At 66.8% G+C, this 21,838-nt stretch carries 21 protein-coding genes; 8 read left to right on the top strand and 13 right to left on the bottom strand.

What is annotated here, in order from left to right:
- Window positions 1-4: 4 nt before the first annotated feature.
- Window positions 5-1,813, bottom strand: coding sequence for a calcium-binding protein (locus ASD67_RS12825; RefSeq protein WP_056347787.1), 1,809 nt, complete (start codon window positions 1,811-1,813; stop codon window positions 5-7).
- 99 nt (window positions 1,814-1,912) lie between these two features.
- Window positions 1,913-3,562 (bottom strand): FAD-dependent oxidoreductase, encoded by a 1,650-nt coding sequence (locus ASD67_RS12830; RefSeq protein ID WP_056347789.1) that lies wholly within the window; start codon window positions 3,560-3,562, stop codon window positions 1,913-1,915.
- Window positions 3,563-3,804: 242 nt separating this feature from the next.
- Here ASD67_RS12830 and ASD67_RS12835 point away from each other — a divergent pair, with 242 nt between their 5' ends.
- Window positions 3,805-4,998 carry a type III PLP-dependent enzyme gene (locus ASD67_RS12835; protein WP_056347790.1) on the top strand — a complete coding sequence of 398 codons (1,194 nt, stop codon included), beginning with the start codon at window positions 3,805-3,807 and terminating at the stop codon, window positions 4,996-4,998.
- A gap of 57 nt (window positions 4,999-5,055) precedes the next feature.
- On the opposite strand, the gene ASD67_RS12840 is transcribed toward ASD67_RS12835, so the two are convergent.
- Window positions 5,056-5,601 (bottom strand): pseudouridine synthase, encoded by a 546-nt coding sequence (locus ASD67_RS12840; RefSeq protein WP_056347792.1) that lies wholly within the window; start codon window positions 5,599-5,601, stop codon window positions 5,056-5,058.
- Entirely contained in the window at window positions 5,598-7,214 is a 1,617-nt protein-coding gene (locus ASD67_RS12845; protein ID WP_056347794.1) for an NAD(P)/FAD-dependent oxidoreductase, read from the bottom strand. The genes ASD67_RS12840 and ASD67_RS12845 overlap by 4 nt, the downstream gene beginning before the upstream one ends.
- A 191-nt stretch (window positions 7,215-7,405) precedes the next feature.
- On the opposite strand from ASD67_RS12845, the gene ASD67_RS12850 reads away from it, so the two are divergent.
- The 4 genes from ASD67_RS12850 to ASD67_RS12865 all read left to right on the top strand — a co-directional run bounded on the left by ASD67_RS12850 (window position 7,406) and on the right by ASD67_RS12865 (window position 10,238).
- On the top strand, window positions 7,406-7,933 hold the full coding sequence (locus ASD67_RS12850) for a helix-turn-helix transcriptional regulator (protein ID WP_056347796.1): 528 nt from the start codon (window positions 7,406-7,408) through the stop codon (window positions 7,931-7,933).
- A 108-nt stretch (window positions 7,934-8,041) separates the two neighbouring features.
- Window positions 8,042-9,205 (top strand): CaiB/BaiF CoA transferase family protein, encoded by a 1,164-nt coding sequence (locus tag ASD67_RS12855; RefSeq protein ID WP_056347798.1) that lies wholly within the window; start codon window positions 8,042-8,044, stop codon window positions 9,203-9,205.
- 151 nt (window positions 9,206-9,356) lie between these two features.
- Window positions 9,357-9,788, top strand: a complete 432-nt coding sequence (locus ASD67_RS12860) for an MAPEG family protein (RefSeq protein ID WP_056347800.1) — start codon at window positions 9,357-9,359, stop codon at window positions 9,786-9,788.
- A 15-nt stretch (window positions 9,789-9,803) separates the two neighbouring features.
- Complete coding sequence (locus ASD67_RS12865; protein ID WP_056347802.1) at window positions 9,804-10,238, top strand: MAPEG family protein; 435 nt, start codon at window positions 9,804-9,806, stop codon at window positions 10,236-10,238.
- 36 nt (window positions 10,239-10,274) lie between these two features.
- Here ASD67_RS12865 and ASD67_RS12870 read toward each other — a convergent pair whose 3' ends face one another.
- Together ASD67_RS12870 and ASD67_RS12875 are read right to left on the bottom strand one after the other, a co-directional pair.
- Window positions 10,275-11,474: a class I SAM-dependent RNA methyltransferase gene (locus ASD67_RS12870; RefSeq protein ID WP_056347804.1), complete on the bottom strand. Its 1,200-nt coding sequence runs from the start codon at window positions 11,472-11,474 to the stop codon at window positions 10,275-10,277.
- A gap of 1 nt (window position 11,475) precedes the next feature.
- On the bottom strand, window positions 11,476-12,924 hold the full coding sequence (locus ASD67_RS12875) for an NAD(P)H-hydrate epimerase (protein ID WP_327197020.1): 1,449 nt from the start codon (window positions 12,922-12,924) through the stop codon (window positions 11,476-11,478).
- A gap of 75 nt (window positions 12,925-12,999) precedes the next feature.
- On the opposite strand from ASD67_RS12875, the gene ASD67_RS12880 reads away from it, so the two are divergent.
- Both ASD67_RS12880 and ASD67_RS12885 read left to right on the top strand, forming a co-directional pair.
- On the top strand, window positions 13,000-13,236 hold the full coding sequence (locus ASD67_RS12880; protein ID WP_056347808.1) for a hypothetical protein: 237 nt from the start codon (window positions 13,000-13,002) through the stop codon (window positions 13,234-13,236).
- Window positions 13,233-13,445: a hypothetical protein gene (locus ASD67_RS12885; RefSeq protein ID WP_056347810.1), complete on the top strand. Its 213-nt coding sequence runs from the start codon at window positions 13,233-13,235 to the stop codon at window positions 13,443-13,445. Before ASD67_RS12880 ends, ASD67_RS12885 begins: the two co-directional genes overlap by 4 nt.
- Here the strand turns inward: ASD67_RS12885 and ASD67_RS12890 are convergent.
- The 7 genes from ASD67_RS12890 to ASD67_RS12920 form a co-directional block, all read right to left on the bottom strand.
- Entirely contained in the window at window positions 13,430-13,726 is a 297-nt protein-coding gene (locus ASD67_RS12890) for a hypothetical protein (RefSeq protein WP_056347813.1), read from the bottom strand. The genes ASD67_RS12885 and ASD67_RS12890 overlap by 16 nt on opposite strands.
- 12 nt (window positions 13,727-13,738) lie before the next feature.
- Complete coding sequence (locus tag ASD67_RS12895) at window positions 13,739-14,128, bottom strand: hypothetical protein (protein ID WP_187141544.1); 390 nt, start codon at window positions 14,126-14,128, stop codon at window positions 13,739-13,741.
- Window positions 14,125-15,987, bottom strand: a complete 1,863-nt coding sequence (ilvD, locus tag ASD67_RS12900; protein WP_056347815.1) for a dihydroxy-acid dehydratase — start codon at window positions 15,985-15,987, stop codon at window positions 14,125-14,127. The genes ASD67_RS12895 and ilvD overlap by 4 nt, the downstream gene beginning before the upstream one ends.
- 59 nt (window positions 15,988-16,046) lie before the next feature.
- Window positions 16,047-16,778 (bottom strand): N-formylglutamate amidohydrolase, encoded by a 732-nt coding sequence (locus ASD67_RS12905; protein WP_056347818.1) that lies wholly within the window; start codon window positions 16,776-16,778, stop codon window positions 16,047-16,049.
- On the bottom strand, window positions 16,775-17,623 hold the full coding sequence (locus ASD67_RS12910; RefSeq protein ID WP_056347820.1) for a 4-(cytidine 5'-diphospho)-2-C-methyl-D-erythritol kinase: 849 nt from the start codon (window positions 17,621-17,623) through the stop codon (window positions 16,775-16,777). Before ASD67_RS12910 ends, ASD67_RS12905 begins: the two co-directional genes overlap by 4 nt.
- Window positions 17,620-19,080 (bottom strand): tetratricopeptide repeat protein, encoded by a 1,461-nt coding sequence (locus tag ASD67_RS12915; protein WP_056347822.1) that lies wholly within the window; start codon window positions 19,078-19,080, stop codon window positions 17,620-17,622. Before ASD67_RS12915 ends, ASD67_RS12910 begins: the two co-directional genes overlap by 4 nt.
- Window positions 19,081-19,267: 187 nt before the next feature.
- The gene (locus ASD67_RS12920; RefSeq protein WP_056348498.1) at window positions 19,268-20,923 is read right to left on the bottom strand and encodes an electron transfer flavoprotein-ubiquinone oxidoreductase; all 1,656 of its coding nucleotides are present in this window, start codon (window positions 20,921-20,923) and stop codon (window positions 19,268-19,270) included.
- Window positions 20,924-21,066: 143 nt separating this feature from the next.
- On the opposite strand from ASD67_RS12920, the gene ASD67_RS12925 reads away from it, so the two are divergent.
- Window positions 21,067-21,837 (top strand): uracil-DNA glycosylase family protein, encoded by a 771-nt coding sequence (locus ASD67_RS12925; protein WP_235535673.1) that lies wholly within the window; start codon window positions 21,067-21,069, stop codon window positions 21,835-21,837.
- Window position 21,838 lies beyond the last annotated feature (1 nt).

Consider the following 21,838-nt stretch of genomic DNA (forward strand, 5'->3'; position numbering starts at 1 on the left):
CCTCCTAGAGGATGAAGTCGCCGAGTCCCGGCGGCGTTGTGCCCAACTGCGAAATCTCGATGATGAAATCGGCCATTCCATCACCGTCGACGTCGCCGCTGACATGATAGGTCGTTCCCGCGCGCGGGCCCTCGTCCCAGACCCCGAGATAGTCGTAGCGCAGTTCGCCCGCCGTGCCGCTGAACGCGTTGGTACCGATGAAGCTGAAGGCATTGTCGGCCCCCCCGGCGATCGCGTCGATCAGGCTGAGGTCGATGACGTCGCCGTCGGGCGTCGAAAAATAGATGCGGTCGATCTGCGTCGTGCTCATCCCTGACGGAATGAAGACATAGCGGTCGGCGCCCTCGCCGCCGTCCATCACGTCGAGCCCCGGACCCGGGTTCAACACGTCATTGCCCTCGTTGCCGAGCAGCGAGTCGTTGCCTCCGCCGCCGTTGAGCGTATCATTGCCATAGCCGCCCGCGAGCACGTCGTTGCCCGCTCCACCGATCAGCGAATTATTCTGGGCATTGCCCTGGATATTATTGTCGAGATTGTTGCCGATGCCGGTCACCGCCAACCCCGCGCCCGCCCGGAGGTCGAGAAGCTCGAGATTGGCGCCGAGCGTGTAGTTGATCGAAGAGACAACCCGGTCCTCGCCACCATTCGTCCCTTCGACGACGATATCGAGCACATTATCGACATAATAGATGTCATCACCGGTCCCGCCGGTCATCGTGTCGGCGCCCGCGCCGCCGTCGAGCAGATCGTGGCCATCATTGCCGTTCAGCACGTCATCGTCGGCGAAACCGTAGAGACTGTCGTCGCCCCCCGCGCCCGACAGCGTGTCGTCGTAGGGGGTGCCATTCAATTCGTCGTCGCCCGAGCCGCCGACCTTGGTCGCGCCGCCCAGCGGGATATTGATGAAATTGGCCTCGCCGAAGTCCGAAACACGCAGATGGTCGGAGGCGAACAGGCTTGGCGGCTTGAACTGGATCAGCGTCGAATAGCCCCCGGGACCCGCGCCATCGAAATCGGCCTGCAGCAGGACGGTGCCGCCCGTCGCTTCCACCAGCCGGAAGTGCCCGGTCAGAAACGGGTTGGCACCGTCCCAGTTGGTCAGCGCCGACAGCAGCGGCGACAGGTCGACGACGTCCAGCCCGGTCAGCGACGACTGCCTGCCCACCGTACCGAACTGCGAAACGACCAGCCCCGCCTGCCCCGCCGAACCCGGGGTCGCGTCCATGAAGACGATCGTGTCCTGTTCGGGACCGGTGCCGAGGCGCAGGTCGACGCGCCCGGTGCCGGTGTCGCGCAGAATGAAGGTATCGGCGCCGCCATAAAGATCGACCGTCGCGATATCGGCATGGGCGCTCCGATAATCGACGATATCGTTGCCGGGATTCTGGACATTCTCGTCGCCCCAAATCAGCAGGTTTTCCCGCAGGCTCGACGCCACCGGGCGATTGATGACGATCAGGTCGTCGCCGCGCCCGCCGTAGAATTTGTCGTTGCCGCCGGCACCGCCGACGCCCGGACCATCCTCATCGTAAAGCTGGTCGTCGTCGTCGCCTCCGTGCAATTCGTCGGCGCCCCCGCCCCCATAGAGGATGTCGTTGCCGGTGCCGCCCAGGACGATGTCGCTGCCACCGTTGCCTCGGAGCGTATCGTTGCCGCCCTCACCGTTGATCACGTCGTTGCCGCGGCCGCCGGTGACGGTGTCGTCACCCTCGCCGGCGGTGATCCGGTCGTTGCCGTCGAAGCCGTCGATCGTGTCGGCATCGGGAGTGCCGGGAAGAATATCGTCGCCAGGGCCGCCGGGAATCGCCGCCATGATTGTCTCCTCACCGTCATCGCGCCGGTCGGACAGCCGAACCGACTCTTATGGATAACAGAAGGTTATCGGACGATTAGGGCCATTTCCATCATAAAATCAGGACCCACTTTCCGCCAGCGCGGCGTGGATGTCGCTCACCACCACCGATCCCTCGCCGACCGACGAAGCGACGCGCTTGACCGATCCCTTGCGAACGTCGCCGATCGCATAGATGCGCGGCCAGCTCGTCTCGTAACGGCTCGGCATGCGGTCGAGCGCCCAGCCGGCCCTGACCAGTTCGATCGGCGCGATGTCGGTGCCGGTCTTCACGAAGCCCCGATCGTCGCACACCATTTCCTTGGGCAGCCAGGCGGTGTTCGGGGTCGCGCCGAGGAACAGGAACAGGAAGCCGCAATCGCAATGATCCTCGGCGCCCGTCTCGCGGCAGCGATAGGTCAGGCCGCCGAGGCGATCCTCGCCGTGCAACGCCACGACATCGGTCGACCCGATGATTTCGATGTTCGGATGTTCCTCGAGCCGTTTGACCAGATATTCGGACATCGTCTCGCGCAGGCTCTTGCGGCGGAAAATGACGTAAACCTTCTTCGCGACGCTCGCGAGATAGATCGCCCCCTGCCCAGCCGAATTGCCCGACCCGACGACGGTGACCTCGGCATTGCCGCACAGCTGCGCCTCCATCGGGGTCGCACCATAATAGATGCCGCGGCCTTCATAGGCCTCGACACCCTCGATCGGCAGCCGCTGATATTGCGCCCCGCTCGCGACCACCACCGCGCGGCTGCGCAGCTTGCGGCCGTCGACGAGGTGCAGGCAATAGGCATCGCCGTCGCGCCCGATCGACGCCGCGCGCACCGGCGACACCAGCCGCGCGCCGAATTTCTGCGCCTGCACCGTCGCCCGCCGCGCCAATTCGTTGCCCGAAATGCCGGTCGGAAAGCCCAGATAATTCTCGATCTTCGACGAGGTACCGGCCTGTCCGCCGGGCGCGAGCGAATCGAGCGCGATCACCGTCAGCCCTTCGGACGCGGCATAGACCGCCGCCGCCAGCCCGCCCGGGCCGCTGCCCACCACCAGCACGTCGGCGGTCGCGCCGTCGGGCAGCAGGTCGAGTCCGAGCGCCACCGCAAGCTGCTCGGGGGTCGGCTGCACAAGCGGCTCGGTCGCCCCCAGGATCACCAGCGGCAATTGTTCGTCGGTCAGTCCGCGCTCGGCCATCAAATGGCCCGCGACCGGCCCGTCGGCAGGGTCGAACCAGCGATGCGCGACGCCATGTTTCATCAACAGGTCGCGCAGCGCATAGACGCCGCGGTCCATCGCCGCGCCGATCACGATGATCGCGGCGAAGCCGCGGCTGTTGCCGAACTCGCGCCGCGCCGCAAAGACGCGCACAAAGACGTCGGAGAAATGGCTGTTGCCCGCGATCAGCCGCTGGAAATCGGCGTGCGCGATACGCAGAATATCGCCGTCGGCGCCCATTTCGATCCGCGACGAATGGCGTTGTCCGGTCAGCACCGACAGGTCGCCCGCAAACTGCCCGCGCTCCATCCAGCCGACGCGCTTGGGCCCCTCGTCAGTCGTCGCGAAGATGTCGGTGTGTCCCGACAGGGTGAGGATACAGTCGGGCGCCATCGTCCCTTCGGCGAGGATCAGATCGCCCGCTTTGTGCGATTCGACCGTGCCGAACGCGAGCAGTTCGTCGATCTCGGCATCGGGAAAGGTGTGATTGACGTCGGCGGGTGCGGTCATGCGGCGCGGTCCTTCGGCGGGAGAAGATGCCCGCAATAGCCGGAAACCGCCCCTTTGTCCCCCGGTTACCGTGCGTCAGGCCCGCTTTGGCGCGACTGTTACCGCTGCGTTACAAAATTGCGCGATAGGGTCTTTACAGGGGGGACCCCCCTGCATATATCGCCCTCCGCTGCCCCAGGGGGACTTCCAATAACCGCAAGGCAGCCTCGGATGTTTAACGTATTTTTTGGGGGTCCCTTGAGTTGCACCAGCATCATAGCGCCCACGGGCTGATTCAGGCACTTTCGCCGGTCGAACCTGTCACGCTTGTCCGCCCGCACGCTGCGGCGCGCGCAGCGCGTTTCTTCATCGAGCGATTTCCCGGCACGACCATGTATGCGGTCAAGGCGAATCCGTCGCCCGACCTGCTGCGCGTGCTGTGGGATTCGGGTGTCACGCACTATGACGTCGCCTCGATCGCCGAGGTCCGCCTCGTCGCGCGCAACCTGCCCAAGGCGACGCTCTGCTTCATGCATCCGGTGAAGGCCGAGGAAGCGATTTCCGAAGCCTATTGGAAGCATGGCGTGCGTACCTTCTCGCTCGACACGATGGACGAACTCGAAAAGATCGTCCGCGCGACCGAGGGCGCTCAGGATCTCAACCTGCTGGTCCGTCTCCGGGTTTCGTCCGACCATTCGAAGCTCAGCCTCGCCGCCAAGTTCGGTGCCGAGCCCGAGGATGTCGCCGAACTGCTGATGGCGACCCGCCAGGCCAGCGACGCGCTCGGCATCTGCTTCCACGTCGGCAGCCAGGCGATGACCCCGCATGCCTATGCGCAGGCGATGGAGCGCGTTCGCGCCGCGATCGTTTCGGCGTCGGTGACGGTCGACATCATCGATGTCGGCGGCGGCTTCCCCTCGTCCTACCCGGGCATGGAGCCTCCGCCGCTCGGCGCCTATTTCGAAACGATCCACCGGACGTTCGAAAGCCTGCCGATCAGCTATTCGGCCGAACTGTGGTGCGAACCCGGCCGCGCGCTCGCCGCCGAGTACAGCAGCCTGATCGTGCGCGTCGAAAAGCGCCGCGGCGACGAGCTGTACATCAACGACGGCGCCTATGGCGCGCTGTTCGACGCCGCGCATGTCGGCTGGCGCTTCCCGGTCACGCTGCTGCGCGAGCCCGAGAGCGACGCCGAAATGACGGCGTTCAGCTTCTACGGCCCGACCTGCGACGACCTCGACCATATGGCGGGTCCGTTTTTCCTGCCGGCGGACATCAAGGCGGGCGATTTCATCGAGATCGGCATGCTCGGCGCCTATGGCTGCGCGATGCGCACCAAGTTCAATGGCTTCGGCGCCGACGAGACCCATGTCGTCAGCGACGAGCCGATGGCCAGCCTCTACACCGGGGAAGCCGAGCCGGAGCGCCGGACCGCGACGGTAACCAAGCTGTTCTGAACCGGACGGCGAACGAAAAAGGAAGGGCCGGCGCTGCGAAGCGACCGGCCTTTTTTTTCAGTCGTGGCGCCGCCATTCGCCGGGCTTCAGATCGCCCAGCGTCCAGTCGCCGATGCGCCAGCGCACCAGCCGCAGGGTCGGGTGCCCGACCGCGGCGGTCATCCGCCGCACCTGCCGGTTGCGCCCCTCGGATATCGTCAGGCTGATCCAAGTGTCGGGAATGCTCTTGCGCACCCGGATCGGCGGATCGCGCGGCCATAGGCCGGGGTCGGCGATCGCCTCGGCCTCGGCCGGACGGGTCAGCCCGTCCTTGAGCATCACGCCCCGCCGCAACGCCACCAGCGCCTCCTCGCTCACTTCACCCTCGACCTGCGCCCAATAGGTCTTGGGCATCTTGTATTTCGGGTCGGCGATCCGCGCCTGCAGCCGCCCGTCGTCGGTGAGCAGCATCAGCCCCTCGCTGTCGAGGTCGAGCCGCCCCGCCGGATAGACGTCGGGGACGTCGATGAAGTCCGACAGCGTTTGCCGCGTCGATCCCGCCGTGCTGCGATCGGTAAACTGGCTGAGCACGTCATAGGGCTTGTTGAACAGGATCAAGGTCACGGCAGCAAACTCCGCGCCACGGCCTCGGCGACCTTGATGCCGTCGACCGCCGCCGAGAGGATGCCCCCTGCATAGCCCGCCCCCTCGCCCGCCGGAAACAGCCCGGCGGTGTTCAGGCTCTGAAAATCGTCGCCGCGGGTGAAGCGCACCGGCGACGAGGTGCGCGTCTCGACCCCGGTCATCACGACATCGGGATGGTCATAGCCCGCGATCTGCCGCCCGAAGACCGGGATCGCCTCGCGCATCGCCTCGACCGCGAAATCGGGCAGGCATTGCGCAAGATCGGTCGGGGTCACGCCGGGACGATAGGAGGGGATGACGCTGCCTAGTTCCGTCGACGCGCGCCCCTTCAGGAAATCGCCGACGCGCTGCGCCGGCGCCCGATAGTTCGACCCGCCGGCAACAAAGGCGAGCGATTCCCAATGCCGCTGGAAGGCGATGCCCGCGAGCGGATCGCCGGGATAGTCGCGCGCCGGGTCGATCGCGACGACGAAGCCCGAATTGGCGTTGCGTTCGTTGCGCGAATATTGGCTCATGCCGTTGGTGGCGACGCGCCCCTCCTCCGACGTCGCGGCGACCACGGTGCCGCCGGGGCACATGCAAAAGCTGTAGACGGTGCGGCCGTTCTTGCAGTGGTGCGAGATATGATATTCAGCGGCGCCCAATATCGGGTTACCCGCATCGGCGCCGAAGCGCGACTTGTCGATCCACGATTGCGGATGCTCGATGCGGACGCCGATAGAAAAGGGCTTGGCCTCGACATGCACGCCCGCCGCCAGCAGCATCGCGAACGTATCGCGCGCGCTGTGCCCCACCGCCATGACGACGCGGTCGGCCTCGATATAATCGCCGCCGTTCAGATGCACGCCCTGCACCCGGCGTGTGCCGACACCGTCGGTCGCAATGTCGATCCCGTCGACCTTGTGCTGCCAGCGATATTCGCCGCCCAGCCCCTCGATCGTCTCGCGCAGGCTTTCGACCATCGTCACCAGCCGGAAGGTGCCGATATGCGGATGCGCCTCGGTCAATATCTCGGGCGGCGCCCCCGCCTTGACGAATTCGGTCAGCACCTTGCGGTCGAGATGGCGCGGGTCCTTGATCCGGCTGTAGAGCTTGCCGTCGGAAAAGGTTCCCGCCCCGCCCTCGCCGAACTGGACGTTCGATTCGGGGTGGAGCACCGAACGCCGCCACAGGTCCCAGGTGTCCTTGGTCCGCTCGCGCACCACCTTGCCGCGGTCGAGGATGATCGGCCGGAAACCCATCTGCGCAAGGATCAGCCCGACGAACAGCCCGCACGGCCCCGCCCCGACCACCACCGGACGCTTGATGCCCGCAGGCGGCGCGTTGGTGACGAACTTATAGGCGGTGTTCGGCGTCGGCTGGACGTTGCGGTCCTTGCGGAAGCGCGCGAGCACCGTGCGCTCGTCCTTCACATTGACGTCGATCGAATAGATCAGCTTGATGCTGGTCTTGTCGCGCGCATCGTTCGCCCGCCGCGCGACGACATATTTCACCAGTTCGCGCGGCCCGATCCGCAGCCGCTTGCAGATCGCGGCGGGCAGGTCCTCGGGCGCATGGTGCAGCGGCAGCGTCAATTCGGTCAGGCGAAGCATCGCCGCCCTCTAGCCCGCATCGGCGGGCGCGCCAATCGCCCTGTCCCAAAAGTCCAGCCCCAGCGCGACAAAGGCATGAAAGCCCGCGGCGCCGCCGCCGTCGACGGTCGGCCATTTCCCGGCGGCTAGGCCCGACGGCCGATCGCGCCTATAAGCAGGCGCTCAAATTCCACGACATAAGTGGGAGCCATATGCCGCAGCCCGAACCGAACCCGCCTGCCCAACTGCTGACCGACCGGCGCGTCGCGCTCCCGGTCGCCACCCTCGCGCTTCAAGCGGTTGCCGCCATCTACTTCGTCGTCGACGGCATCGACGACCTGTTCACCGAGCTGCGCCAAGGCATCACCGCCGAGATCGTCATGGAATGCATCGTCGCCTTCGCCCTGCTCGGCGGAGTCGTGATGGGGTCGCGCTACATCCGCCGGATCACCGCCGAACTGCATCGACAGGACCGGGCACTCGCCGATGCCCGCGGCGCGCTCGCCGACCATATCGCGCTGCGCTTCGACGAATGGGGACTGACCCCGGGCGAAGGCGAAGTCGCGCTGTTCGCGCTCAAGGGCTGCGACGTCGCCGCGATCGCCCGGCTGCGCGGCGCGGCGACCGGCACGGTGCGCTCGCAGCTCAGCCAGATTTACGCCAAGGCCGGGGTCAGCAGCCAGGCCATGCTGGTGTCGCTGTTCATCGAGGATCTGCTCGACGCACCGCGCCCCTCATAAACTTGGTCCGCGCGCCAATCGCCTCTTCCGTTTCACTTCGCAATCATTCTATCGTCGCCCAAAGAAACGGGCGGAGGAGAGACGCGGCGTGATTACCGGAACTGTTGCATGACCATGCTCGAAGGCATCCGCATCATCGACCTGACGACGGTCATCTTCGGCCCCTATGCGACCCAGATGCTCGCCGACCTGGGCGCCGAGGTGATCAAGGTCGAGGCGCCGGGGCTGGGCGATATCTCGCGCTACCTCGGCAACGGCATTCCCGACCCGACGATGGGGTCGGTCCACCTGACCGTCAATCGCGGCAAAAGGTCGATCGCGCTCGACCTCAAGAAGGCGGAGGACGCCGCGGTGCTGCGCGACCTGATCGCGACCGCCGACGTGTTCTTCCACAATGTCCGCGGCAAGGCGATCGCGCGGCTCGGCTTCGATTATGACGGCTGCAAGGCGATCAAGCCCGACATCATCTATGTCCATGGCACCGGCTTCGGACAAGACGGTCCTTACGCGGATTTGCAGGCCTATGACGACGTCATTCAGGCCGCGACGGGCACCACCAGCCTGTTGCCGCGCGTCGACGGCGACCCGCGCCCGCGCTATCTGCCTTCGCTGATCGCGGATAAAGTGGCGGGCCAATATGGCGCGCAGGCAATCCTCGCCGCGCTGATCCACAAATTGCGCACCGGCGAGGGGCAGGCGGTCGAGGTCGCGATGTTCGAATGTTTCACCAGCTTCATGATGGTCGAGCATCTGCGTGACGACACGCTCGACCCGCCAATCGGTCCGGCGGGGTACCCGCGCCAGCTCGACCCGACGCGCCAGCCCTTCCCGACCAAGGACGGTTATGTGGCGATCGTCCCCTATACCCCCGATTCGACCGCGCGCCTGCTCGCGCTGTTCGGCAGCGCGCCGTTGCTCGGCACCCCGGCGTTCGAGGCGGCGAAGGCGAAGGGAGAGCATATGCAGCTCGTCTACACCGAGATCGCGCACCAGACCCCGGCGAAAACGACCGACGAATGGCTCGCGCTGTTCGCCGAGAATGATATTCCCGCGATGGCGGTGCGCGACCTGCAGGACATTCGCGAGGACCCCCACCTCGCCGAGACGGGCTTTTTTCGCCACCGGACCCATCCCGATGTCGGCAGCTTTTACGAGATGCAGCCGCCGGTGAAATATGGCGCCGCGCCGCCGCGCGATATCGGCTTCGCTCCCCGGATCGACGGCGATGGCACCGCGATCCGGGCCGAGGTGGCGGCGCGGCAAAACCAATAAGCATCGTCATTGCGAGGAGCCGGAGGCGACGTGGCAATCCAGAGGCCGCGTAAACCGCTCTGGATTGCTTCGCTTCGCTCGCAATGACGAGGAAGTCTTGCATTGTGGCGGACCAGCCCTAGCATCGTCGCCAAACAAAAGGGGGAAGCAGATGACGCCGAATATTCTCGCGCCGGGCGCGGTGCTGATCCTGTGGACGCTAATCATGCTGGTGTGGGTCGCGGTATCACGATTCCGCGCGCTGGCGAAGTCGGGGATCGACCTGAAGGCGGCCCCTCCCGGCGGCCGCGGCGGCGACCTCGAAGGCATATTGCCGCCGCTCGCCAACTGGAAATCGCATAATTATACGCACCTGCTCGAACAGCCGACGCTTTTCTATGCGGTCATCCTGATCCTGCACGCGGTCGGCGGTTATCCCGCCTATGTTGTGTGGATCGCCTGGACCTATGTCGCGCTGCGCGTCATCCACAGTTTCTGGCAGGCGACGGTGAACCGCATCCCGGTGCGCTTTGCCATTTTTGCCGCGTCGACGTTGTGCCTGCTGGCGCTCGCCTTGCTGGCGGTGATCGCAACTTTGGGTTGAGGGGGAGAGAAGAATATGGAAACCAACGCGATATTGGGGCCGGTCGCGACGCTCGCGCTATGGTCGATGGTGATGTGGGTGTGGATGTACGCGACGCGCATCCCCGCGATGAGTCGCGCCAAGATCGACGCCGCGAAGCTGGTCGGCGGCACCGGCAAGAGCCTAGACGAGGTGTTGCCGCCCGAAGTCCAGTGGAAGGCGCACAACTATAACCATCTGATGGAACAGCCGACGGTGTTCTACGCGGTCGCGCTGGCGCTCGCGATCGGCGGTCTGGGCGGCGGCCTCAACACCCAGATCGCCTGGGCCTATGTCGGTCTGCGCATCCTGCACAGCATCATCCAGGCGACGGTCAACCGCGTGATGTGGCGCTTCGGCATCTTCGCGCTGGCGAGCCTCGCGCTGCTCGCGCTGTGCGTGCATGCGTTCATGGGCTTCGTGCTGCATTGATCTGGGACGTCGCCCTCGCGAAGGCGGGGGCGACGGCTATTTCGAAAACCGTCCCGCCAGTTCGACATGCGTCGACCAGCGGAACTGCCCGACCGGCTGCACCCAGTCGAGGCGATAGCCGCCCGCGACCAATATCTTCGCATCGCGCGCAAAGCTCGCGGGGTTGCAGCTGACATAGGCGATCGCCGGCACGGCTGACGCTGCCAGTTCCTTCGCCTGCTCCTCGGCGCCGGCGCGCGGCGGATCGAGGATCACCGCGCCGAAGCGGTTGAGTTCGGCCGGCACCAGTGGCCGCCGGAACAGGTCGCGATGCTCGCTCGCGACCAGCGCCCGCGCCCGGTTCGCCGCCCCCGTCAGCGCCGCGACCGCATCGCGCCCCCCCTCGGCGGCATAGACTTTCCGCCCCGCCTGCACCGACAGCGCGAAGGTCCCGACCCCCGCAAACAGGTCGGCGACCGCCGGTGCATCGCCGATCGCCCTCGTCACGGCCTCGATCAGCGCCTCCTGCCCGACCGCCGTCGGCTGCAGAAACGCGAAGGGCGGAACCTCGACCGCGATGCCGCCGAAGCGCACCGTCGGCGGATCGGGCTGCCACAGCGTCTCATACCCGTCGCCCTGGTCGATGACGAAGCGCGCCAGCCGGTTCGCCCCTGCGAAATCCTGCAGCGCCATCGCCGCGTCGAGGCCTTCGGCCTTCACGCCTTCGAGCACCAGTTCGACGCCTTGGTCGAGCATCTGCATCTTGACCTTCACCGGGCGCCGCGGCGGCGCGATCAGCACCAGCAATTCGCGCACCGGCGCGACGAGCGCGAACAGTTCGGGCAGCAACAGCGGGCACATCCGCATGTCAACGATCTGGTTGCTCTGCGCCGCGTTGAAACCGATCGCGACCTGCTTGCCGGTGCGCAGCGCGGTCAGCGCCGCGCGGCGGCGGCTGGCCGGCGGCGACAGCAGCGCGGGCAGCACCTCGCTGGCCGAAACCTCCTGCCCCGCCAGCCCGCCGATCACCCGATCGCGCACATAGTCGGCGAGCGCGGGTTCGGCGACGTGCTGCATCTGGCACCCGCCGCATTTGCCAAAATGACGGCACGGAGGTTCGGCACGGTTGGGGCCGGGGACGATGATGCCGTCGTCGCGGACATGGTCGCCCGGCACCGCGCCCATCACATGGCGGCCATCGGCGGTCACGCCATCGCCGCGCGCGGCGATACGGGTAATCAGGGCTGTTTCGGTCACGTCAGTCTTTCGCCAGGTCGTCGGCCGCCAGATCGTCGGCCACGAGGCCGGGGCCGATAGCCTGCGCGCGCGCAATATGCCAGCCCACTGCCGAAACCGCCGCATCAAAAGCATCGCCGCCGCGCGCCAGCATCGCCCCGCATGCCCCCGCGAGGACGTCGCCCGTCCCCGCCGTGGCGAGCCAGGGGCTGCCCGGCCAGGCCGCGACGACGCGGCCATCGGGCGCGGCGATCACGGTGTCGGCGCCCTTGTAGATGACGACCGCGCCCGCATCGGCGGCGGCGGCCTTGGCGCGATCGATCTTGCTGCCCGCCAGCCCCGGAAAGGCCTTGGCGAACTCGCCCTCATGCGGGGTCAGGATCGCGGGCACCGCGCCACGGGACGCGCGCAGGCGCGGCAGAGCGGCAGCGATGGCAGCGGCATCGAGCACAAGCGGCTTGCCCCCATCGAGCGCCGCCGCAACATCGCGGTCCAGTCCTTCGCCCACCGGATAACCCGGCCCGACGATCACCGCGCCGACCCGCGCATCGCCCAGCCGCTTGCCATAGCGCGCCGCCTCTTCGGCAATGATCGCATCGAAAGGCGCATCGTCGGCGCCGCTCAGCACGACATAACCCGCCCCGCTCCGCAGCGCCGCGGCGGCGGTCAGCCGCGCGGCACCGGACATTGGCCCCGACCGGACCAACACCATCCCGCGGTTGAACTTGTGCGCGGTGGCGCCGGGTGCGACGATCAAGGGCAGCGCCGCGCTCCGCATCGCTCGCTCGGCCGCGATCCCGATCGCCGCCAACAAAACCCGCCCGCAATGCGGCGCAGCCGGCAGCAGCACATGCGCGGGCTTGAGCGCCCCCAGGGCGAGCGTCACATCGGCGGACAGCGGCGGTGTCCAGTCGTGAACCCCATCGCCATCGACCCCGCTCGGCACATCGACCGCCAGCACGCGACGCCCGGCGAAGCTCCGCAAGATCGCCGCGAGGTCGCCGCCGATCGGCCGCGTCAATCCGACGCCGAACAGGGCATCGACGATCAGTGGCGCCGGGCCCGTATCGCCCGTCAGCGCCTCGACCGGCCCGCCCCACAGCGCCCGCGCCGCGCGCGCCAGATCGGTCGCCGGTCCGGCCAGCGCGGCAACCCGCACCACCGCGCCACGCTCGGCAAGCAAACGCGCCGCCACATAGCCATCGCCGCCATTATTGCCCGGCCCGCACAGGATCAGCACCGGCCCGCCCGCCGCCATACGCCATGCCGTGTCGGCCACCGCCGCGCCGGCCCGGTCCATCAATTCGGACAGCGAGGTCCCGGCCTCCACGCACGCCGCCTCTGCCGCACGCATCGCGGCGGTGGTCAGGATCGGGGCGTCGCGGGGAATGACCATTTCCTTGTCGTAGCGCGTTTGCCGTCGATGCAGAACATTATACGCGTCCTGGTCGCCGATGCCCCGAACCGGCACGCCCGGTTGTTGACGTCCCGCAAAGCCGCGATAGGTTTGTATTCCAGGGTTTCGGGGACAGGGGAATATCGCCGCATGACGTCCGCCTTTTCGATCGAACCGGGTTCCGGCAACCTTTGCGTGGGCGAAGCACGCTTCGCCCCCTATCAAACCCGTGCCGAGATCGAGCCGCAGATCACCCATCTCGTCGAAAGGTCGCGAGACCATGGCAATGGATATGCATGGCTATACCTGCACGGCCTGAGTTTTGGCGGCCACCCGGCGATCGTCTCGCTATGTTTCCAGGACTGGAACAAGCCGGCTGGGGCGTGACGCTGCCGGATGCGGCGGAAGAGGACGGCTGGCCAACGCGCGGCGCCATCGATGCCGAGATCGCCTTTGTTCGCAAGGCGCTGGCCGAAAATCTCGGCCTCGGTCCGAACTGGAAATCCCCCATGACCTTCAAGTGGGGGGAAATCTGGAGTGCGTTCGACGCAAAGGGAGGTTTCGCGAGCAACGGCCTCCGCTACCGGCCGGCCTGACGCCTCGCCCATATGCCGACAAGCGCCGCGGTCGCAGTCAGCAACAGGGTCAACACGCCCGCCGCGAGCGGATAGAGGCCATCCATTTCGTCGAAAGCGCGGCGCCCGGCGGGCGTATATTGCCCCCACCAGGCAAAAATGCCGAGGGGGACGGCCGCGACGACGAAGAGCGGTGCGAGCCATCGAATGACGCTCGCTTCAGGAAGTCCGCGCGTCCGACGCCAGGCCAGAGCGGCAAAAACCACGGAAAGAAACAGGCCGAGCAGCGACAGAATGTCCATGCCCCGCAAGGCTTAGTCGACCCCGCCCGTATCCGCCGGCAAACGATACTTGTCCGCTCCGATCGCGACCTCGATCATGCCTTCGCCGATGATCGTCACCGTCGCTTGTTCGGACCCGTCGGCCGAAATCACCCCGCGCCCGTCGGTGGTGATCTGCAAACGCCGATAACCGACGTCGCCGCGCCCGACCACCAATATGGTGCCCGCTTCGCCGTTCATTTCCTGCACCGTGCAGGTGCGGTCGAACAGCTTCGCGCCTTCGAGCGCGCATTCGATGCGCCCGTCATTCGCCGCATCACGCGATTGCTTCGCTTCGGTTTCGGCGAGCTTGGCATTGTCGGGGGCGCGGTCGCACGCCGCGAGCAACAACAGCGGCAGCGCCGCCAGTCCGATAGTCCTCAACCCTTGCCCCCCTTTAGCTGCGAAAGATCGCGCACCGCGCCGCGTGCGGCGCTGGTCGTCATCGCGGCATAAGCCTGAAGTGCTACCGAAACCTTGCGCGGACGCGCTTTCTCGGGCTGCCAGGCAGCCTCCCCCTTCGCCTCCATCACGGCGCGACGCTCGGCCAGCACGCTGTCGGCGACCGCAAGCGTGATCGTCCGCGACGGAATGTCGATGTTGATCAGATCGCCATTCTCGACCAGCCCGATCGTCCCGCCCTCGGCCGCTTCGGGCGAAACATGGCCGATCGACAGCCCCGAGGTGCCGCCGGAAAACCGCCCGTCGGTGATCAAAGCGCAGGCGGCGCCCAGCCCTTTCGATTTGAGATAGCTCGTCGGATAGAGCATTTCCTGCATGCCCGGCCCGCCCTTCGGCCCTTCGTAGCGGATGACGACGACGTCACCCGTCTCGACCTGCCCGGTCAGGATTCCGGCGACCGCAGCATCCTGGCTTTCATAGACCTTCGCAGGACCCGAAAATTTCAGGATGCTCTCGTCGACCCCGGCGGTCTTCACGATGCAGCCGTCGAGCGCGACATTGCCCGACAATACCGCCAGCCCGCCATCCTGGCTGAACGCATGCTCGGCCGAGCGGATCACGCCTGCCTCGCGGTCGAGGTCGAGGTCGTCCCAGCGCCGGTCCTGGCTGAACGCGACCTGCGTCGGCACGCCCCCGGGCGCCGCCATGAAGAATTTCTGGACCTCGGGGTCGTTGGTCCGCGAAATATCCCATTTGTTGAGCGCATCGCCCAAGGTCGCACTGTGCACCGTCGGCAGGTGCGCGTGAAGCAGCCCGGCGCGCTCAAGCTGGCCGAGGATCGCCATGATCCCGCCGGCGCGGTGGACATCCTCCATATGGACGTCGCTTTTCGCCGGCGCGACCTTCGACAGGCACGGCACGCGGCGCGACAGCCGGTCGATGTCGGCCATGGTGAAATCGACCCCGGCCTCGAACGCCGCGGCGAGCAGGTGCAGCACCGTGTTGGTCGACCCGCCCATCGCGATGTCGAGGCTCATCGCATTTTCGAACGCTTCGAAGGTCGCGATATTGCGCGGCAACACGCTGTCGTCGTCCTGCTCATAATGGCGGCGGCACATGTCGACGACGAGGCGACCGGCGTTCAAAAACAAAGCTTTACGGTCGGCGTGCGTCGCCAGCGTCGAGCCGTTGCCCGGCAGCGACAGTCCCAAAGCTTCGGTCAGGCAGTTCATCGAATTGGCGGTGAACATGCCCGAACAACTGCCGCAGGTCGGACACGCCGCCTGTTCGATCGCCAGCACTTCCTCATCGCTATATTTCTCATCCGCCGCGGCGACCATCGCATCGACGAGGTCGAGCGCGACGGTCTTGCCCTTGAGCACGACCTTGCCCGCCTCCATCGGGCCGCCCGACACGAAGACGACGGGAATATTGATGCGCAGCGCCGCCATCAGCATGCCCGGCGTGATCTTGTCGCAGTTCGAAATGCACACCATCGCGTCGGCGCAATGCGCGTTGACCATATATTCGACGCTGTCGGCGATCAGGTCGCGGCTAGGCAGGCTGTAGAGCATGCCGTCATGGCCCATCGCGATGCCGTCATCGACCGCGATCGTGTTGAATTCCTTGGCGACCCCGCCATGCGCCTCGATCTCGCGCGCGACCATCTGGCCGAGGTCCTTCAGATGGACATGGCCCGGCACGAATTGCGTGAAGCTGTTGACCACCGCGATGATCGGCTTGCCGAAGTCGCTGTCCTTCATCCCGGTCGCGCGCCAGAGGCCGCGAGCGCCCGCCATGTTGCGGCCATGGGTGGTGGTGCGCGAACGATATGAAGGCATTTTGAGCAGTCCTGATAATAATATTTCAAAATTCGGCGAAGAAAGGCGCCTCTACACACCTATTCTGCGATGTTCAATGCCAGTTTGTTGCACATGCGAGCAAGCCGTTCGGCGAACAGCGCCTGCCCCGCCGCGTCGCGCGCCAGATCCTGCCGCATCTCGATCCCGACATAGGGAATCCCGTTGGCCTCGGCATGCCGATTCATCGTCGCGTTCAGAAGCTTGCCCGAATAGGGAAGCTGGTCGCCGACGATCAGTCCCTCGCCCTCCAGCGCCGCGATCGCGGGCGCCGCCAGCCGGTCGTCCTCATTGTAGAGCACCCCGACCTGCCACGGTCGGACCTGATCCGGATCGCTCGCGAGCGATGGCGTAAAGCTGTGCAGCGACAGGATCATCGCCGGACGCTGCGCCGCGATCGTCGCGGCGATATGGTCGTGATAGGGCCGGAAGACGCGCGCGATCCGTGCCTCGCGGCCATCATGATCCAGCGCATTGCCCGGGATCGCGTGGCCGTCGCTGGCGATCGGCACCGCGCCGGGCGCGTCCTCGTCTCGGTTGCAGTCGACCACCAGTCGCGACACCCCGCCGAGGATCGCGGCATCGACCGCCGCCGCCTCGACCAGCAGCGCCGCGACCTCGGCCACACCAAGATCGATGGCGATATGCTGCGTCAGCAACGCCGGGTCGATGCCGAGGTCGATATCGGCGGGCACATGGTTCGACGCATGGTCCCCGATCAGCAGCACTCCGCCCGCGCGTGGGCTACCGAGCGCAACCCACGCCTCGCTCATCGCAGCGTCCCCGCCATCTGCCACCAATGCGGGTGGCTCTGCGCCAGCCTGACCGACGCCGCGTCGCGTTCGGCGAGCGCATCGAACAGCGCGAAGCAGGTCGCCCCCGAGCCCGACATGCGCGCGAGCCAGGGGCTGAGCCCGCCGAGTTCGGTCAGGACGCTGACGATCGCGGGGCATTGCGCGATCGCCGCGCGTTGCAGGTCGTTGCGCGCCGCGAACAATTGCGCGCGCCCCGCCGGATCGCCGAACAGCGCGCCGCGATCGATCCCGTCCCACGCCGCGAACACCGGCCCGGTCGCCACCGCCTCGCGCGGATTGACCAGCAGCACCGGGGTATCGCCGAGGCGCAATTCGGGCACCGGCGAGAGTTGCTCGCCTACCCCCACGCCGAGGCAGGTCGCGCTCGCGACGCACGCAGCGACATCGGCGCCCAGCGGGGCGACGACCCGCGCCAGCGTCGCGTCGCCCAATTCGGGCAGGAAATGTGTTCGCACCAGCCGTGCCATCGCCGCGGCGTCGGCCGAACCGCCGCCGATCCCCGCCGCGACGGGCAACCGCTTGGTCAGCTCGATCGCGAGCGGCGGCACCCGGTCGGCGCCATAGCGTTCGCGGAGCAGGGCAACTGCGCGCCGCACCAGATTGTCCGGCCCGGCGCTCAATCCCTCGGCAAATTCGCCGTCGATCGTCAGCCTATCGACCTCGGCCACCCGCGCCGCGATCCCGTCGCCATGGTCGACGAAGGCGAACAGAGTCTCGATCTCGTGATAGCCATCGGCCCGTCGCGCGCGGACATGCAGCGCGAGATTGATCTTCGCCCAGCCCGTCTCGGCAAACGCGGTCATGGTGCGGTCGTCGCGGGGGTCAGCCCGTCGCGCAGTTTCGCCGCGATCCGCGTCGCCATGTCCGCCTCGGCCAGCAACGCTGCGGCGCGCCAGGTGTAGCGCGCCTGGAACCGCCGCCCCGCCTGCCAATAGGCATCGCCCAGATGCTCGACGATCACCGCATTGCCCGGATCGCCGCCTTGCGCCCTTTCGAGCAGCGGCACCGCTTCATCGACACGCCCGGTCAGGAAATAGGCCCAGCCGAGCGAGTCGGTGACCGCCGCGCTTTGCGGGTCCTGCGCCCACGCCGCCTCGATCTGCGCGAGCGACTTGTCGACATTCTTGCGCCGCTCGATCGACGAGTAGCCGACGAAATTGAGGATGTTCGGATCGTCCGGGCGCAGCGCGATCGCCTTGTCGAGCAATGGTTCGGCCGCGTCCCAGTCGTTCGCCTGCAACAGCAGTTCGGCGCGCGCGATCAAGATGCTGCCGTGCAGCGCCTTGTCGAAATCATCGTCGCCCAGATCGGCCTCGAGCCGCGCATAGGCGCGCTCGGCGGCGCGCGGATCGTTCGAGCGCCGCGCGACATCGGCATAGCGCACCAACAAGGTGCGTGCCGGCTTGTCGGTTGCCACCGCCCGTTCGGCGAGCGCCACCGCCTCGGCCGTCTTGCCGTCATCGGCCAGCAGTTCGGCCTGCCGCATCACCAGCACCGCGGGCAGAGGCACCCGGCCGTCCTGCAGCACGCCGAGCGCATCATCCTGGCGCTCGTTGCGGTCGAGCGCCTCGACCAGCGCGGCCCGCGCCTGCCAGTCGCTGCCTTCAAGCCAGTAAGCGACGCGCGCGAAGAGGAGCGGAATCTTCGGATTGCTGTTCGGGGTGCGCGCAAAGCCATCGGCGAGCAGGCCGAACCAGTGCGCCACCCCGCCGCGCGGGTTGATCACCGGCTGGTCGGGCAGCAACAGCACCGGATCTTCGCGCTCGCCGGCCGCCAGCGCGATCCGCCCACGCAGCCGCTTCGCCGCATCACTCTCGCCCGCCTTGTCGAGCGTCGCGGCAAGGCGAACCGCGACCAACTGGCTCGTGCGATCGGTCAGCGTCACCTTGTCGGCGAGCCCCACCGCATCGGCCTTGCGCCCCGTCGCAAGCTGGACCAGCGCCGCTTCGAGTTGGAACGCCGGCTGCGGCAGTCCGCGCCCGCCAGCGTCGAGCAGATGCCGCTCGGGCGACTTTTCGCGCAGTCCCGCATCGATCCAGCTGTTCAGGGGCGGCGTCACCAGCCGCGCGATCGCATCGCCGCCGGTCTTGTCGGCGCGACCCGCGACATAGTCGCGCGCGGCTTTCCAGTCCGACCGGCGCAGCGCGTCGGTGACCAGCACCAGTTGCGCATCGAACCGGCGGTCGCCGCCGGCCCACAGCAGCGCCGCGGCGCCGCGCGCGGCCTCGAGATTACCCGCGTCGATCGCCTGTTCGAGCATCCGCCCGCGCAGCCCGGGCAGGTTGGGGATCAGGCTCGACGCCGCGGTCAGCGCGGCGAGCGCCTGCTGCGGATCGCCGGCATCCTCGGCCAGCCGCGCGCGGGCCAGTGCGTTCAGCGCGGCATCGCCGCCGTCGGCCGCCTGCGCAGCGAACGGCGCCAGCGCCGCGACCGCGATCAGGCCAAACTTACATATTCGGATAATTGGGGCCTCCGCCGCCTTCGGGGGTGACCCAGTTGATATTCTGGGTCGGGTCCTTGATGTCGCACGTCTTGCAATGGACGCAATTCTGCGCGTTGATTACGAACTTCGGGTCGCCTTCGGCTTCGCCAACGATCTCGTACACCCCCGCCGGGCAATAGCGCTGCGCGGGTTCGTCATAGAGCGGCAGATTATACGCGACCGGGATCGACGGGTCCTTGAGCTGCAGGTGGACCGGCTGGTCTTCCTCATGGTTGGTGTTCGACACGAACACCGACGACAGGCGATCGAAAGTCAGCACGCCGTCCGGCTTGGGATAGTCGGGCTTCGGCATCATGTCGGCGCGATAGAGGCTCTCGTTATCCGGATGATGCTTCATCGTGAACGGAACCTTGATCTTCAGCGTTTCGAGCCACATCGTCATGCCCGACAGGATCGTGCCCGCAAGGTCGCCCCATTTCTCGACGAGCGGCAGCACGTTGCGCACGACGCTGAGTTCCTTCTTCACCCAGCTGTCGTCATAGGCGTCCTGATAGGCGGTCAGCATGTCGCTCGTCCGCCCGGCGGTCACCGCCGCGAACGCGGCTTCGGCCGCCATCATTCCCGACTTCATCGCGGTATGGGTGCCCTTGATGCGCGGCACGTTCAGGAAACCGGCGCTGTCGCCGATCAGCGCGCCGCCCGGGAAGGCGAGCTTGGGCACCGACTGATAGCCGCCGTCGCTGATCGCGCGCGCGCCGTATGACACGCGCTTGCCGCCCTTCAGGATCCTGGCGATCTCGGGGTGGGTCTTCCACTTCTGCATCTCCTGGAACGGGGAGATGTGTGGATTGCGATAGTTAAGCCAGGTCACGAAACCCAGCGCGACCTGCCCGTTGGCCTGATGATAGAGAAAACCGCCGCCATTGGCATTGTTGTCGAGCGGCCAGCCCTGCGTGTGGATGACGCGGCCCTCGGCGTGATTCTCGGGCTTGATGTCCCACAATTCCTTGACGCCGAGGCCATAGACCTGCGGCTCGCAATCGCTGTCGAGCGCGAACTGTGGCTTGAGCATCTTGGTCAGATGCCCGCGCACGCCTTCGCCGAAGAAGGTGTATTTCGCATGGAGCTCGAGCCCGGGGGCGTAGTCGCCCTTGTGGCTGCCGTCGCGCGCGACGCCCATGTCGCCGGTCGCGACGCCCTTGACCGAGCCATCGTCGTTATAAAGGATTTCCGCGGCGGGAAAGCCGGGGAAGATTTCGACTCCCAGCCCCTCGGCCTGTTCGGCGAGCCAGCGGCACAGATTGCCGAGGCTGCCGGTATAGGTGCCCTTGTTGTGCATGAAGCCGGGCGAGATGAATTCGGGAAGCCCGAACTTCTTGGTTTTGGTCAGCACCCAATGCTGGTTGTCGTTGACCGGCACCTCGGCAAGCGGGCAGCCCGAGGTCCGCCAGTCGGGCAGCAGCTCGTCGAGTGATTTGGGGTCGATGACCGCCCCCGACAGGATATGCGCGCCGACCTCGGACCCCTTTTCAAGGATACAGACCGACAATTCACTGCCCGCTTCGTTCGCCAGCTGCTTAAGCCGGATCGCCGCCGAAAGCCCCGCCGGACCCGCCCCGACGATAACCACGTCATAGGGCATCGATTCCCGTTCGCTCACCGCAATAACCTTTCTGCCGTCCCGGCGCCGGACATTCATCGTGCCCTGCGCTCATTCTGTCACGAATTGCGATGCCCGCCAATTGACGCGTCCGTCAACTGCCTGTTTGAACAAATCACATGGGTGGGCCGAATTCAGCTTTGTTGGCGGAGAGCTATAACGACTGGTGGTCGCTGGCGGGCGTCGATGCGCTCGTCGGCGAAACGCCGGCGGGCTGGCTCGCTGCGCCGCCCGCGAACGATCCCGCGCCCGCGCGTCCGAAAATGGCGCCCGCGATCGCAGCCGAGCCCGAAGCCCCCCCCCTTCCCGCCGCCCTCCAGCGTCAGGAGGTCGTCGCAGCGCCCGTGGCCAAGGGCCCGGTCGAGTTGCCCGGGGATTGGGCGACGTTCCAAAGCTGGCTCGCCGACCATCCCGATGTGCCGGGCAGCCAGTGGGACGCGCGCCGCGTGCTGCCCGTCGGCGACGCCGGCGCACCGCTGATGCTGCTCACCGCCTGGCCCGAAATCGACGACCAGCGCGACGGCGAACTGTTCGCCGGCCCCGCCGGCAAACTGCTCGACGCGATGCTGCGTGCGATCGGGACGACGCGCGACGCCTGCTATATGGCCAGCCTTGCGGTCACCCGTCCGCCCGGCGGCCGCTGCGACGAGCGCGATCTGGGCGAACTCGATCGCCTGCTCTGGCATCACCTCCGCCTCGCACGGCCCGGCCGATTGCTGCTGATCGGCAGCGACATCGTGCGGATGGCGGCAAAGATCGCGCTGCCCGACGCGCGCGGAAACTTACTCGATATTAACCAAGATGGCGGCAAGGTGGAGGCGGTGGCAATCGCGCATCCCGCAATGCTGCTGGCCCGGCCCGCCCAGAAAGCGGCGGCCTGGGATAGCCTCAAACTGTTCAACCGGGGACGTTGAC

It is taken from the genome of Sphingopyxis sp. Root1497, from assembly GCF_001427085.1.
Taxonomy (GTDB): domain Bacteria; phylum Pseudomonadota; class Alphaproteobacteria; order Sphingomonadales; family Sphingomonadaceae; genus Sphingopyxis.

Excerpts from the sequence above, each read along its gene's own strand:
- ASD67_RS12825 (WP_056347787.1), bottom strand. The coding sequence starts at position 1,813 with ATGGCGGCGATTCCCGGCGGCCCTGGCGACGATATTCTTCCCGGCACT.
- ASD67_RS12830 (WP_056347789.1), bottom strand. The coding sequence starts at position 3,562 with ATGACCGCACCCGCCGACGTCAATCACACCTTTCCCGATGCCGAGATC.
- ASD67_RS12845 (WP_056347794.1), bottom strand. The coding sequence starts at position 7,214 with ATGCTTCGCCTGACCGAATTGACGCTGCCGCTGCACCATGCGCCCGAG.
- ASD67_RS12850 (WP_056347796.1), top strand. The coding sequence starts at position 7,406 with ATGCCGCAGCCCGAACCGAACCCGCCTGCCCAACTGCTGACCGACCGG.
- ASD67_RS12855 (WP_056347798.1), top strand. The coding sequence starts at position 8,042 with ATGACCATGCTCGAAGGCATCCGCATCATCGACCTGACGACGGTCATC.
- ASD67_RS12860 (WP_056347800.1), top strand. The coding sequence starts at position 9,357 with ATGACGCCGAATATTCTCGCGCCGGGCGCGGTGCTGATCCTGTGGACG.
- ASD67_RS12865 (WP_056347802.1), top strand. The coding sequence starts at position 9,804 with ATGGAAACCAACGCGATATTGGGGCCGGTCGCGACGCTCGCGCTATGG.
- ASD67_RS12880 (WP_056347808.1), top strand. The coding sequence starts at position 13,000 with ATGACGTCCGCCTTTTCGATCGAACCGGGTTCCGGCAACCTTTGCGTG.
- ASD67_RS12890 (WP_056347813.1), bottom strand. The coding sequence starts at position 13,726 with ATGGACATTCTGTCGCTGCTCGGCCTGTTTCTTTCCGTGGTTTTTGCC.
- ilvD (WP_056347815.1), bottom strand. The coding sequence starts at position 15,987 with ATGCCTTCATATCGTTCGCGCACCACCACCCATGGCCGCAACATGGCG.
- ASD67_RS12905 (WP_056347818.1), bottom strand. The coding sequence starts at position 16,778 with ATGAGCGAGGCGTGGGTTGCGCTCGGTAGCCCACGCGCGGGCGGAGTG.
- ASD67_RS12910 (WP_056347820.1), bottom strand. The coding sequence starts at position 17,623 with ATGACCGCGTTTGCCGAGACGGGCTGGGCGAAGATCAATCTCGCGCTG.
- ASD67_RS12915 (WP_056347822.1), bottom strand. The coding sequence starts at position 19,080 with ATGCTCGAACAGGCGATCGACGCGGGTAATCTCGAGGCCGCGCGCGGC.